The sequence below is a fragment of the Planomonospora sp. ID67723 genome (assembly GCF_015711605.1).
Lineage (GTDB): Bacteria > Actinomycetota > Actinomycetes > Streptosporangiales > Streptosporangiaceae > Planomonospora_A.
The window spans coordinates 256,186-268,823 of sequence record NZ_JABTEZ010000003.1 but is presented as its reverse complement, the minus strand read 5'-3'; the positions used below and the strand labels follow the sequence as shown (position 1 = coordinate 268,823).

The 12,638-nt window shown below is 74.2% G+C and carries 12 protein-coding genes; 8 read left to right on the top strand and 4 right to left on the bottom strand.

Annotated features, from left to right (window positions below):
* Positions 1-71 precede the first annotated feature (71 nt).
* The 4 genes from HS041_RS22945 (at position 72) to HS041_RS22930 (ending at position 4,057) form a co-directional block, all read left to right on the top strand.
* Entirely contained in the window at positions 72-1,028 is a 957-nt protein-coding gene (locus HS041_RS22945) for a beta-ketoacyl-ACP synthase III (RefSeq protein ID WP_196442870.1), read from the top strand.
* 74 nt (positions 1,029-1,102) lie between these two features.
* A complete protein-coding gene (locus HS041_RS22940) occupies positions 1,103-1,342 on the top strand; it encodes an acyl carrier protein (protein ID WP_196442869.1) in 240 nt (79 codons plus the stop codon).
* 48 nt (positions 1,343-1,390) lie between these two features.
* Complete coding sequence (gene fabF / locus HS041_RS22935) at positions 1,391-2,623, top strand: beta-ketoacyl-ACP synthase II (RefSeq protein WP_196442868.1); 1,233 nt, start codon at positions 1,391-1,393, stop codon at positions 2,621-2,623.
* 12 nt (positions 2,624-2,635) lie between these two features.
* A complete protein-coding gene (locus HS041_RS22930; protein WP_196443510.1) occupies positions 2,636-4,057 on the top strand; it encodes an acyl-CoA carboxylase subunit beta in 1,422 nt (473 codons plus the stop codon).
* Between the two features lie 202 nt (positions 4,058-4,259).
* On the opposite strand, the gene HS041_RS22925 is transcribed toward HS041_RS22930, so the two are convergent.
* Positions 4,260-4,754: a DUF3145 domain-containing protein gene (locus tag HS041_RS22925; protein ID WP_196442867.1), complete on the bottom strand. Its 495-nt coding sequence runs from the start codon at positions 4,752-4,754 to the stop codon at positions 4,260-4,262.
* A 391-nt stretch (positions 4,755-5,145) separates the two neighbouring features.
* On the opposite strand from HS041_RS22925, the gene HS041_RS22920 reads away from it, so the two are divergent.
* The 4 genes from HS041_RS22920 to HS041_RS40130 are packed head-to-tail and all read left to right on the top strand — an operon-like array spanning position 5,146 to position 9,984.
* Entirely contained in the window at positions 5,146-6,195 is a 1,050-nt protein-coding gene (locus HS041_RS22920) for a S8 family peptidase (protein WP_196442866.1), read from the top strand.
* A gap of 34 nt (positions 6,196-6,229) precedes the next feature.
* A complete protein-coding gene (locus HS041_RS22915; protein WP_307845424.1) occupies positions 6,230-6,811 on the top strand; it encodes an RNA polymerase sigma factor in 582 nt (193 codons plus the stop codon).
* Positions 6,811-7,272 (top strand): hypothetical protein, encoded by a 462-nt coding sequence (locus HS041_RS22910; RefSeq protein WP_230879647.1) that lies wholly within the window; start codon positions 6,811-6,813, stop codon positions 7,270-7,272. Before HS041_RS22915 ends, HS041_RS22910 begins: the two co-directional genes overlap by 1 nt.
* Positions 7,273-9,984: a CHAT domain-containing protein gene (locus tag HS041_RS40130; RefSeq protein ID WP_196442864.1), complete on the top strand. Its 2,712-nt coding sequence runs from the start codon at positions 7,273-7,275 to the stop codon at positions 9,982-9,984.
* Here the strand turns inward: HS041_RS40130 and HS041_RS22900 are convergent.
* From HS041_RS22900 to HS041_RS22890, 3 genes are all read right to left on the bottom strand, one after another.
* Positions 9,924-10,736, bottom strand: a complete 813-nt coding sequence (locus HS041_RS22900; RefSeq protein ID WP_196443508.1) for a sulfurtransferase — start codon at positions 10,734-10,736, stop codon at positions 9,924-9,926. The genes HS041_RS40130 and HS041_RS22900 overlap by 61 nt on opposite strands.
* 173 nt (positions 10,737-10,909) lie before the next feature.
* Positions 10,910-12,025 (bottom strand): alkaline phosphatase family protein, encoded by a 1,116-nt coding sequence (locus HS041_RS22895; RefSeq protein WP_307845423.1) that lies wholly within the window; start codon positions 12,023-12,025, stop codon positions 10,910-10,912.
* The gene (locus HS041_RS22890) at positions 12,022-12,612 is read right to left on the bottom strand and encodes a DUF5998 family protein (RefSeq protein WP_196442863.1); all 591 of its coding nucleotides are present in this window, start codon (positions 12,610-12,612) and stop codon (positions 12,022-12,024) included. Before HS041_RS22890 ends, HS041_RS22895 begins: the two co-directional genes overlap by 4 nt.
* Positions 12,613-12,638 lie beyond the last annotated feature (26 nt).

Here is a 12,638-nt window from a genome sequence, read left to right as displayed (position 1 = left end):
CGCACCGGACACGGTGACCCGGCGGGAGCCGGGCACGCCCCATGCAGCGAACGAGGAGCGGTGAGCGACGGATGAAGATCTCCCAGGGCGCCCCCGGCGCGAAGATCCTGGCCTTCGGCCACTACCAGCCGTCCAACGTGGTGACGAACGACGACCTGGCCAAGACACTGGAGACCAGTGACGAGTGGATCCAGAGTCGGGTCGGCATCAAGGAACGCCGGATCGCCCCGCCCGTCGAGTCCGAGATCGACCTGGCCGTGCAGGCGGGCGGCAAGGCCCTCGCCGCGAGCGGCCTGTCCGCCGCCGACATCGACCTGGTGATCGTCGCCACCTGCACGCTGGAGACCCAGATCCCCAATGCGGCGGGCCGCGTGGCCGCCCGGCTGGGCGTCGACGCCCCCGGCGCCTTCGACGTGAACAGTGCCTGCTCCGGCTTCTGCTACGCGCTGGCGGTCGCCAACGACGCGGTCCGCGCCGGCTCGGCCACCCACGTGCTGGTCGTGGGCACCGAGAAGTTCTCCCCGTGGCTCGACTGGACCGACCGCACCACCGCGGTGATCTTCGCGGACGGCGCGGGCGCCGCGGTCGTCGGCCCGTCCGACACTCCGGGCATCGGCCCGGTGGTGTGGGGAAGCGACGGCGACAAGTCCGACGCCATCCTGGTCAAGGACCGGAACTCCTTCCTCCACCAGGAAGGCCAGACCGTGTTCCGCTGGGCCACCACGGCCCTTCACCCGGTGGCCAGGCAGGCGTGCGAGCGTGCCGGGGTGGACCCCGCGGACCTCGCGGCCTTCGTTCCCCACCAAGCCAACCTCCGTATCATCGAAGCCATCGCCCGTAAGATCGGCGCGGACAACGCCGTCATCGCCAAGGACATCGTGCTGGCGGGCAACACCTCCGCGGCCTCGATCCCGATGGCCCTGTCACGGATGATCGAGCGCGGCGAGGTGGAGTCGGGCGGGCTGGCCCTGCTGTTCGGCTTCGGCGCCGGCCTGACCTACGCCGGACAGGTCATCGAGATCCCCTGAGCCCCGCCCCCGAATACCTGCGCGGACCCGCCGCGCAGCCCGATAAGAGAACCGACCCAAGGAGAACACGCGACATGGCCATGACCGAGCAGGAGATCCTCGCTGGTATCGGCAAGATCATCAACGAGATCACCGGCATCCCGGCCGCCGAGGTCACCCCGGAGAAGAACTTCGTGGACGACCTCGACATCGACTCGCTGTCCATGGTCGAGATCGCCGTCGCCGCCCAGGACGAGTTCGGCGTCGAGATCCCCGACGACCAGCTCAAGCACCTCAAGACCGTCAAGGACGTCATCGGTTTCATCCAGGGCTGAGACGCCCGGACCTCCCGACCGACCCGCGAAACACAAGGAGCGCAGAACGTGAGTACAGACCAGGTACGTGTCGTCGTCACCGGGCTCGGCGCGACGACGCCCCTCGGTGGAGACGTCGCCTCAACCTGGTCGGCGCTCCTCGCCGGTCAGTCCGGAGTCCGCACCATCACCGAGGACTGGGTCGACTCGGTCCCGGTGAAGTTCGCCGCCGTGGCCGCCGTGGACCCGGCCGAGGTGCTCCCCCGGCCGGAGGCGCGGCGGCTGGACCGGGCCGAGCAGCTCGCGCTGGTCGCGGCCCGCGAGGCCTGGGCGCACTCCGGGATCGAGAAGGTCGACCCCGAAAGGCTCGGCGTCGTCGTCGGCAGCGGGATCGGCGGCATCACCACGATCCTGGCCGCCTACGACACCTTCAAGGAGAAGGGCTGGCAGCGGCTCTCGCCGTACACCGTCCCGATGCTGATGCCGAACGGCCCGGCGGGCTGGATCGGCATCGAGGTCGGAGCCCGGGCCGGCGTGCACGCCACCGTCAGCGCCTGCGCCACCGGCGCGGAGTCGATCGGCTACGGGATCGAGATGATCCGCTCGGGCCGGGCCGACGTGGTCGTGGCCGGCGGCACCGAGGCGGCGATCCACCCGCTGAACATCGGCTCCTTCGCCGCGATGCGGGCCATGTCCACCCGCAACGACGATCCTCAGGGCGCCTCCCGCCCCTGGGACAGGGGGCGTGACGGGTTCGTGCTCGGCGAGGGCGCGGGCATCGTCGTGCTGGAGTCGGAGGAGCACGCCCGGGCGCGGGGCGCCACCGTCTACGCGGTGGCCGCCGGTGTCGGCTACTCCGCCGACGCCCACCACATCGCCCAGCCGGAGCCGACCGGCGCCGGGGTCATGCTGGCCATGCGCCGCGCCCTGGAGAACGCCGGCCTCACCGGCCAGGACATCGGGCACGTGAACGCGCACGCCACCTCCACTCCCGCGGGCGACGTGGTGGAGACCATCGCGATCAAGGAGGTCATCGGCGGCCACCCGCTGGTGACCGCCACCAAGTCGATGACCGGCCACCTGCTCGGCGGCGCCGGGGGCATCGAGTCGGTCTTCACGATCCTGGCCTTGCATGAGCGGGTCGTCCCCGGAACGATCAACGTGGAGGATCTCGACGACGGCATCGAGGTGGACCTCGTGCTCGGCGAGCCGCGCGCACTGCCGGGCGGCCGGGTCGCCGCGATCAACAACTCCTTCGGGTTCGGCGGACACGACGTCGCCGTGGCCTTCACCAGCATCTGACAGGGAGCCATGATGACCGTGCTCGACAACAGGGTGGTGACCCAGGCCTCCGACAAGGAGGCCGCTGATCCCCGGGACCCGCAGCTTCGCCTGGCGGCCCTTCTCGACGAGGGGTCGATCCGGCTGATCACGCCGGTGGACCGCAGCGGCGTGCTGGCCGCGATGGGCCGCATGGAGGGCGTGCCGGTCGTCGTGTTCTGCAGCGACGCCCGCGTCCAGGGCGGCGCGATGGGCAGTGAGGGCTGCGAGCACATCGTGCACGCCTACGACGTCGCGGTCCGCGAGCGGGTCCCGATCGTCGGCGTGTGGCACTCGGGCGGCGCCCGGCTGGCCGAGGGCGTCGAGTCCCTGCACGCGGTCGGCCGCGTGTTCGCCGCGATGACCCGTGCCTCCGGCGTGGTCCCGCAGATCTCGGTGGTGGTCGGCCCCGCGGCCGGCGGCGCCGCCTACGGCCCCGCGCTGACCGACATCGTGATCCTGGCCGACGAGGGCCGCATCTTCGTCACCGGTCCCGACGTGGTCCGCAGCGTCACCGGCGAGCAGATCGACATGGCGGCGCTCGGCGGCCCGGAGCCGCACAGCAAGCGCAGCGGCGTCGTGCACGTGGTCACCAAGACCGAGACCGACGCCTATGTACAGGCCCGCCGCCTGGCGGTGCTCCTGGGCCACCAGGGCCGGGTCCGCACCGAGGTCGGCGAGGTCGACTTCTCCGGCCTGCTTCCGGAGAACGTCCGCCGCGCATATGACGTGAAACCCCTGGTCAAGGGCCTTCTCGACGAGCCCGGAGTGGAGCTGCACCCCAAGTGGGCGCCGAACATCGTCACCACGCTGGGCCGTCTCGGGGGCCGGACCATCGGGGTGATAGCCAACAACCCGATGCGCCTGGGCGGCTGTCTCGACTCGGCGTCCGCGGAGAAGGCCGCCCGGTTCGTTCGGATGTGTGATGCCTTCGGAGTGCCGCTGGTCGTCCTGGTGGACGTGCCCGGCTACCTGCCCGGTGTGGGCCAGGAGCACGACGGCGTGGTCCGCCGCGGCGCCAAGCTGCTGCACGCCTTCGCCGAGGCCTCGGTGCCGCGGGTCACCCTGGTGACCCGCAAGGCCTACGGCGGCGCCTACATCGCGATGAACTCCCGCTCCCTGGGCGCGACCAAGGTGTTCGCCTGGCCGACCACCCAGATCGCGGTCATGGGCGCGGTCGCCGCGGTCCGCATCCTCAAGCGCCGCGAGCTCGCGGCGGCTCCGGAGGAGGAGCGCGCCGCGCTGGAGGCCAAGCTGGCGGAGGAGCACGAGATCCTCGCCGGCGGTCTGGAGCGGGCCATCGAGCTCGGCGTGGTGGACGAGGTGATCAAGCCCGAGGAGACCCGCGGCGCCATCGCCAAGATCCTCGCCCAGGCCACCCCGGCCCGCGGCGCGCACGGCAACATTCCCCTGTAGATCCCCGGCAGGACCCGCACCAGCCCCCGAGACGCCGAACCGCCCCGCACGGAGATCTCCGTGCGGGGCGGTTCGGCGTCTCATCCCGGAACGACCGTGTGAGGCGGGCGGGCACCGCTCGCGGACAGCGGGAACGCGGTGCGCGGGGACCGGACAGGCCGAGAACGCGTACGGCGCGGCCCGGAGGCGGTACGGGATCCGGTCAGACGGCGGCGTGCAGCCAGCGGACCGGGGCGCCCTCGCCCGCGTAACGGAACGACTCGAGCTCCTCGTCCCACTGCTTGCCCAGCAGCCGGTCCAGCTCCTCCTCCAGCACCACCCGGCCCTGGCGGGCCAGCAGCATGGCGGAGCGCAGCCGGTCTTCGGGCACCATGATGTCGCCGTTGGCCCCGATCACCGCCGTGAAGGCCCCGAGAGCCGGGGTGTAGGCGTGGCGGGAGCCGTCGGCCTCGGCGGTGGCGTCCTCGGTCACCTCGAAGCGAATTCGCTGCCAGCCCATCAACGACGAGGTGATGGCCGCCGCAGTGCCCTGCCGGCCATGCCACTCTGCCTGTGCGCGCACGTGGCCGGGTGCGGCGGGCTGGGGCGTCCACGTCAGGTCTACGGGCACGCCAAGGACGCCCGCGACCGCCCATTCGATATGAGGGCACAGCGCGGGCTGAGCCGAGTGGACGTAAAGCACGCCACGAGCAGACACCGGACCTCCCGTTTCGTACGAGGTGCGCCTTCCCCAACGGCCTCGCCCACGGATGATCACAAGTGACTGAAGGAGAGACTACCGTCGGTTGCGACATCACACCAGAGGGGGGTCATGCCGAGATGGCGCAGCACAAGGGGTTCCTGCGCCACGAAAGACGGAACGGGAGGCGCCGCCAAGCCTCCGGAGTGCGACTTTAGTTTATGTTCGATCCATTTACCGAACAAAAGGTAAAGTTGTCGCCGCTCCTCGTCGGCGCACTCCCCAGGGAGCGATACGCGGCCCGAGCCGGACATGAGAAAACCGGGTTCGCCGGTCCATGCCGCCCCCATACGCCATCGTTCGAGTGCAAGACTTCCAGCGGTCCGTGGAGCAACCTCGGGGAGAGCCAATGAGCACCGGCATCGAGCGGGTCGAACCCGTCCCAGGATCACCCGCCCTCATCAGACCCGGGCAGTTGCTGACGGACGCCTCGGGGGCGGAGGCCGCCGCCCGCTGGACCGCCGCGGTGGCCGAGGCCGACGGGGTCTTCCGGGTACGGCTCTCGCCCGGCGTGGACGTCTGCGACCTCGTGGCCACCATCCGGGACCGCGGGCACCGGGCCTCCCCCAACCACGTCCTGAAGGGCCAGCCCCTCTTCTTCGGCGGTCCCGCGTCCCGCCCCTTCCCCGCCGAGCCGATCCCGGCGCCGCCCGCCGGCGGGAGTCCCGTCACCGTGGCGGTGCTCGACACCGGGCTGACCGCGCACCCGTGGTGGCGGGAGAGCCCCTGGTTCCTGGAGGGGCGCGGCACCGCGGAGCCGCCCGACTCCGACGGCGACGGCGCCCCCGACGCGCAGGCCGGGCACGGCACGTTCATCGCCGGGCTGATCCTGCACTCCGCCCCCGGGGCGCGGCTGCGCCCCCTCCGGGTGCTGGACGGGCACGGCGTCGGGGACGAGGCGGGACTGCTGCGTGCCCTGGTCCGGCTGCGGGAGGACCCGCCGCAGGTTCTCAACCTCTCCTTCGGCGCGCACACCTTCGACGACCGCCCCTCCCCGCTCGTGGAGGCCGCGCTGGGAGAGCTGACCGGCACCGCGCTCGTCGCCTGCGCGGGCAACACCGCCTCGGACCGGCCCTTCTGGCCGGCGGCGCTGCCGGAGGTGGTCGCGGTCGGCGCACTGGACGTCGCGGAGGAGAGGCGGGCACCGTTCTCGGCGCACGGCCCATGGGTGAACGCCTGCGCCCGGGGCGAGTGGCTGACCAGCGCCTTCCTCGATCACGGCCCCTTCGGGGGGTACGCCCGCTGGAGCGGGACCTCCTTCGCCACCGCCGTGGTCAGCGGAGCGATCGCGGACGCCGCCGCGGGCATGGCGCCGAAAGAGGCGGCGGCCCGCGTCCTGGACCCCCGGCGCGGCCGGAGGATCGCGGGGCTGGGGACCGTCGTGCCGCTACCCGGGTAAAGCTTTACCCAAAGTCAGTGTATTGTCACTCAACGTGTCCAACGTGATCCCGGAGACGCAGGTGATCGACCGTCGCACGATCGACGCCGTCCTGGCAGGTGACCAGGCGGCCTGGGACCTGGTGGTCAAGCGCTTCGACCCCCTCGTCTGGGCCGCGGTCCGCGCCTACGGCCTGAGCGCCGCGGACGCGGCCGACGCCATGCAGGGGGCGTGGCTGCGGCTGGTCGAGAACCTGCACACCATCCACGACCCCGGCCGGATCGGCGCCTGGCTGTTCACCACGGCCAGGCGCGAGGCCTCCCTCCTGCGCAGGCGCAACCAGGGCGAGCGCCTGGTCGCCGACCCCGTCGAACCCGGCGGCGCCGACGAGCACGCCCCGCCGGACCCGGCACTGGCCGTGCTGGCCGCCGACGAGGGTCGCCGGCTCTGGCAGACCGTCGAAACCATGCACGAACCCTGCCGATCGCTGCTGCGCCTGATGGCGGCCTCCCCCGACGCGGGCGTCCACCAACTGGCCGGCCGCCTGGGCATGCCCGCCGGCAGCTACGGCCCCACCCGGGGCCGCTGCCTCGACCGGCTCCGCTCCATGCTCACCGTTCAGGAGACCACAGCGTGATGCGACCTTCCCCCACCCTCGACGACGAGTCCCTGATCGCCGTCCTCCGCCTGGCATCGGGTCAGGACCCCGTGCCCGGCCACGTCTCGGCCGCCGCCCGGGCGGCCTTCGCCCTGCGGCTGCCCGGCGCCGTCGCGGCCCGGCCGGTGGTCGTGCCCGCCCCCGCCGGCGTCCGCTCCGCCGAGCAGTCCTGCCTGCTCCGGTTCGACGCGGGCGCGCTCACCGTCGACCTGGAGGTGGGCTCCTCCGACGGCCTGGTCGACCTGGCCGGGCAGATCTCGCCCTGGCCCGGGGCGGGCTCGTGGGTCGAGGTGCGCACCCCCTGCCTGACCGAGTCGCGCGAGCTCTCCCAGGCGGGCCAGTTCGCCGTCACCGGTCTGCCGCCCGGCTGGTTCAGCGTGGTCTGCCACCACAGGGACCACCCTCCCGTCGCGACGAGCTGGACCCGGATCCGGCCGTAAGTGGCCGCCGCCCCTCCAGACGGCTGCCTCGCCTCGGCCGAACGCGCGGTCCGCCTGGCCGCCAGCGACCCCGCGGCCGCCCGCGCCCTGGCGCACGCCGTACTGCTGAACGCCCCGCCGCCTCCCGGGCGGGCGGACGCCGTGCCTGCGCCTGAGGCCGCCGCGGTCGCGCACCGGGCGCTGGCCCTGGCCGCCCGCGAGCTGGGCGACCTGCCGCTGGCCGAGGAGCATCTGCGCCGGTCGGCGGAGATCGCGGACGCGGGCGGGATGCCCCACCGGGTGGCCCAGGCCCGCCTCTCGCTCGTCCCCCTCCGGACCGAGCTGGGACATCCCCGCCAGGCCCTGGCCATCGCCGCGGAGGCGGAGCCGTACCTCACCCCGATCGAGGCGGCCATGCTCGGCGTGAACCAGGCGGGGGCGCTGATCAGGCTCGGCCGTCACGGTGAGGCCGTCCGCCGCTGCGACCACGCCGCCCGCGTCCTCGGGGAGGCCGTCCGCCACAGCGACCGGCATGACGACCGGCACAGCGGCCACCCCGGCGGCCACATCGGCGAGCGCCGCGGTGACCGGCGCCCCGGCCGCCACCGCGACCGTGCCGCCGGCGTCTCCGGCGAGGAGACCACCTTCCTCGCCGGAGCTCTGCTGAACCGCGGAATCGCCCGCGTGTACCTCCGGGAGTTCACCGCGGCCGAGGACGACCTCACGCGGAGCGCCGAACTGGCCAGGGCCGAAGGGCTGGAGCACACGCTCGCACTCGCCGAGGGGAACCTGCCCTTTCTGGCCGCGCGCCGCGGTGACCTGCCCGCGGCGTTCGCCGCCTACCGCCGCGCGGAGCAGACCCTGTTCGGCTGCCCGGAGCGGCTCGCCACGGTCCGCTGTGACCTGGCGGAGGCCCTGGTCGCCGCACACCTGCCCGGCGAGGCGCGGGTGCTGCTGGACCTCGCGGTGCCGGAACTGGAGGCGGCGGGCGCCGGGGCTGCCCTGACCGAGGCCCGGCTGGCGCTGGCCGAGGTCGAACTGCGCACCGGCGATCCCCGCCGGGCCCGGGAGGTCGCGGAGCTGGCCCGCAGCGAGCTGCTCGCCCAGGGGCGGGAGTCCACGGTCCCGCGCGCCACCGAGATCATCCTGCGCGCCCGACTCAAGCTCGGCCTCCCCGGCGCCCCGTCCCCCTACCGCGCCGGACCCGCCGCTGACGGGGAGACCCGGGACGTCTTCACCGGTGCCACCCGGACCGGGAGCGCCTCCGCCGACGCGCCGACCGGCGGTCTCCTGCTCTCCGAGATGCTGGCGTGCGCGGCCGATCTCGACGGGGCGGGCCATCCGTCGGGACCGCTGAGGCTCACCGCGGCGGAGCTCGCGCTCCGGCTGGGCGACGACCGTGCCGCCGGGGAGCAACTCGCCCTGCTCGCCTCGGCCGGCTCCGGCGTGGTGACCCGCCACGCGACGGCGCTGCGACGGGCCCTGGCCGGAGACCGGCGCGGGGCGTTCGCCGCGGTCCGCGCGGGCCTGGCCGAGGTCGGCGCCGGGACGACCGGCCTGGAGGACCCCATGGTGCGGGCGCACGCCGTACGGGCGGGCGAGCCGCTGGCCGCGCTCGGCCTGGCCCTTTCCATGGAGACCGGCCGTGCGCAGGCGGTGCTGGCCTGGGCGGAGCGGTGGCGGGCGGTCGCCCGCGGCGCCGGGCGGCCCGCCGCTCCCGTCCTCGCGGAGCTGCAGGCCGCGCTCGGCGACACCGCGCTGGTGGAGTTCGTCCGCCACGGGAACGAACTGGTCGCCGTCGCGGTCACTCCCGGCCGGGTCGCCCTGCATCGGCTGGGACCCGTCGCCCCTGTCGCCGAGGCCGTCGTCCGGCTCCGGTACGGCCTGCGCCGGGCGCACCTGCGCGACGGGCGGGCACCCGGCACGGCCGTGGAGGCGGCCTCGCTGGAGCGGCTGGTCCTCGGCCCGCTGCTTCCCCGGCTGGGCGATCGGCCGCTGGTGATCGTGCCGTGCGGGACGCTGCACGCCCTGCCCTGGCCGGTGCTGCCGGCGAACGCGGACCGGCCGGTGACCGTCGCGGCGAGCGCGGCCGACTGGCTGTCCGCGCACCGGGCGGGCGCCGGTCCCGCCCCGGGGGACGGCACCCCGGCCAGGACCGGGAGCGTGGTGGTGGCCGGTCCGGGGCTGCGGTACGCCGAGGCGGAGGCGGACATGGTCGCCGAGCACTGGCCGGGAGCCCGGCGGATCCCGGCGACGCGGCCCGCGGTCACGGCGGCGCTGGAGCGCGCGAAGACGGCCCACCTGGCCGCGCACGGCACGTTCTGCGCGCACAGTCCGCTGCTGTCCGGCATCGACCTCGACGACGGCAGGCTCATGGCCTACGACCTGCTCCGGCTGAGCACGCCCCCGGACCTGGTGGTGCTCTCGGCGTGCGACGCGGGGATGGCTCGCGCACCGGCAGACGGTGCCCCGCTGGGACTGGCCGGGACGTTCCTGTCCAGGGGGACGCGGTGCGTGGTGGCCGGCCTGGTGCCGGTGCGCGACGCGGAGACGCTGACGCTGATGACCGCCTTCCACGGCCTGCTGGCCGCCGGTCACCCGCCCGCCCCGGCGCTGACCCTGGCGAGCGGGAAGACCGGGGTGGCCGGGTTCGCCTGCTTCGGGTACGGCGATCAGCCGGTGGCGACCGGCCGGGAGGGGTCGGCCACCCAGTGGGACCAGGACCCCACGTAGAGGGCGGCGGGGATGCCCGCCACCTCCAGGGCCAGCACCTGGTGGGCGGCCGTCACCCCGGAGCCGCAGTAGGCGCCCACCTCCATTCCGGGCACCGCCCCGAGGGTGTTGAACCGCTCGCGCAGGAACTCCGGCAGGTGGAACCGGCCTGCGGGATCGACGTTCTCCCAGGTGGGAGCGCTGATCGCGCCGGGCACGTGCCCGGCGACGGGATCGATCGGCTCGACCTCGCCCCGGTAGCGTTCCGCGGCGCGCGCGTCCAGCAGGATCCCGTCGGCGGCCAGCTCCGCGGCCCCGTCGGCGTCGAGGAGGGGCATGCCGCCCGGGCGCGCGGTGAAGTCACCGGGCGGCGGCTGCGGCACGTCCGCCGAGACGGGACGCCCTTCGGTGGTCCAGGCGCGCAGGCCCCCGTCGAGCACCCGCACGTCGGGGTGGCCGAAGTAACGCAGCGTCCACCAGGCCCGGGCGGCCGCCGTGGAGTCGGCCCCGTCGTAGACGACCACCGGCCGGGAGCCCGAGACGCCCAGGCGGCGCATCGAGGACTGGAAGCGCTCCGCCTCCGGCAGCGGGTGGCGGCCGCCGGGCCCGGGCGGGGCGGCCAGGTCGGCGTTCAGGTCGCAGAAGACCGCACCCGGGACGTGCCCCTGGCGGTACTCCTCGATCCCGGGCGGCCCGCCGAGCGTCCAGCGCACGTCGAGGATGGCCGCCCCGTCCAGTTCGGCCAGGTCTGCGGGCGTGATCAGCGGGCTCATCATGACTCCTCGGCGTGTGACCGCCCCGGGCCGCGGACCCCGGGCGGTCTTCGGAAAGGACGCGGCGGACCGGGCGCTCGGCTCCCGGCGAACCCCATCGTAGAAGCAGCCCCCGATCATCCGGCCCGCGAAGGCCGCGCCTCACCGTACGGGGCACGGCCGAGACCGGGCGTTCAGCGGGTGCTGATCTCCAGCATGGGGACGTACTGCTCGGCGGGGGTCAGTGAGCCGTGGTATCCGGTGAACGACGACTCCCTCGGCTCGGCGACCGAGGCGACGATGACGGCGTCGCCGCAGGGCACGGCGACCACGTCGCCGATCCTCGGCAACCACGCCTCGCGCACCCGCGGCCCGAACCAGCCCGCGGCGACCGCCTCCTCCCGGGAGGCCACCCAGGCCTTCCCCTCCAGCAGGCCGCGCCAGGTCTCCAGCACGGCTCCGGCCGCTCCGGGGGCGGCGTAGACGTGCCGGGCCCTGGCCTCCCCGCCGAGCAGGGCGACGCCCTCGCGCAGTTCGGGAACGGCGTCGGCGTCGATGCGCTCGACGGCGTTGACCATGCCGTGGTCGGCGGTGACGTACATCGCCGAGCCGGGCGGGAGGAGCCCGGCCAGCCGCTCGGCCATCCGGTCCACCCGGGCGAGCTGGTCGAGCCAGGCCGGACTGCCCCAGCCGCTCTCGTGCCCGGCGGAGTCGAGGTCGCCGTAGTAGACCGTGACATGGGCGCGGGGCTCGGCCAGCGCGCGGCGGACCCCCTCGACCCGCTCGTCGACCTCGTCGGCGCCGATGAAGCGCACGCCCCGGTAGACGGCCCGGTTGAAGCCGGTGTCCTTGAAGTAGGCGGGACCGACATAGCTGGCGGCGATCCCTGCCGCCGCCGCCCGCTCGAAGACGGTCGGGACGGGCTGCCAGTCCTCGGGTTCGATCGGATCTCCGGGAGTGGTCCAGCGCAGGCAGTTGAACAGGTGGCCGGTGCCGGGCGCGGCGACCTGGTAGCCCAGCATGCCGTGCTCGCCCGGGGGGAGCGCGGTGCCGAGCGTGCCCAGGCTGGTCGCGGTGGTGGCGGGGAAGCCCGCGGTGAGCACCCGGTCGAGCCGGGCGGACAGGAACGGGGCCTGCTCGGGATGGGCGCGCAGCAGCTCCGCGCCCAGGCCGTCGACCAGGAAGAGCAGGACCCGCTCGGCGGGGGCGAGCCCGAGCGGGTTGCCGGAGTCCATTCCCAGCACGGCCAGCAGCGAGGCGGACAGGTCGGCGAGCGAGGCCTCGCCGTACGCCGGGACGAGGGGGGTCACGAGGCGGCGCGGGCGGTGGCCTCCGACAGTGCCTTGGCGAAAGCCAGCACGTGGGAGACGGCCTCGGGTCCGTCGGCCGCCTCGCTCACCCGCAGGGAGAGGTCGTCGGCCGTGACAGCGCCGGTGTATCCGTGGTCGGCGTCGCAGTTCTCGTCACCGCAGGTGGCCGGCTCGAGGTCGACGTGGGAGATCGCACCCCAGCCGATCGTGAGCGTGACCTCGGTGGGCGGCACGCCCGGCACGTAGGAGGCGGGGTCGGGGACGACCCGGGTGACCGCGACGGACTGGATCCGGCTCAGCCGCACGGCCTCGGTGGTCGTGGAGGCGTGGGAGGCCGAGACCCCCTCCACCGCCGGATGCTCGTCGGTGTGGCAGACGAGCAGCCGGGTGGGCGAGAGCACCAGCACGGTGACGTGCCTGCGCACCTCCATTGCCGGGTCGAACGTGGCCTCGTGGTGCACCACGTAAGCGCCCACCTGCTCCTTGCCCAGGGCGGATTCGACCGCGTCGGCGACCAGGTCCGGATAGTAACCACTGCGGTCGATCGCGTCGCGCAGGCCGGCGGACGAGAGTCGGGTTTCCCTCATGGGTCCATCCTGCCCTGTCCGAGGGG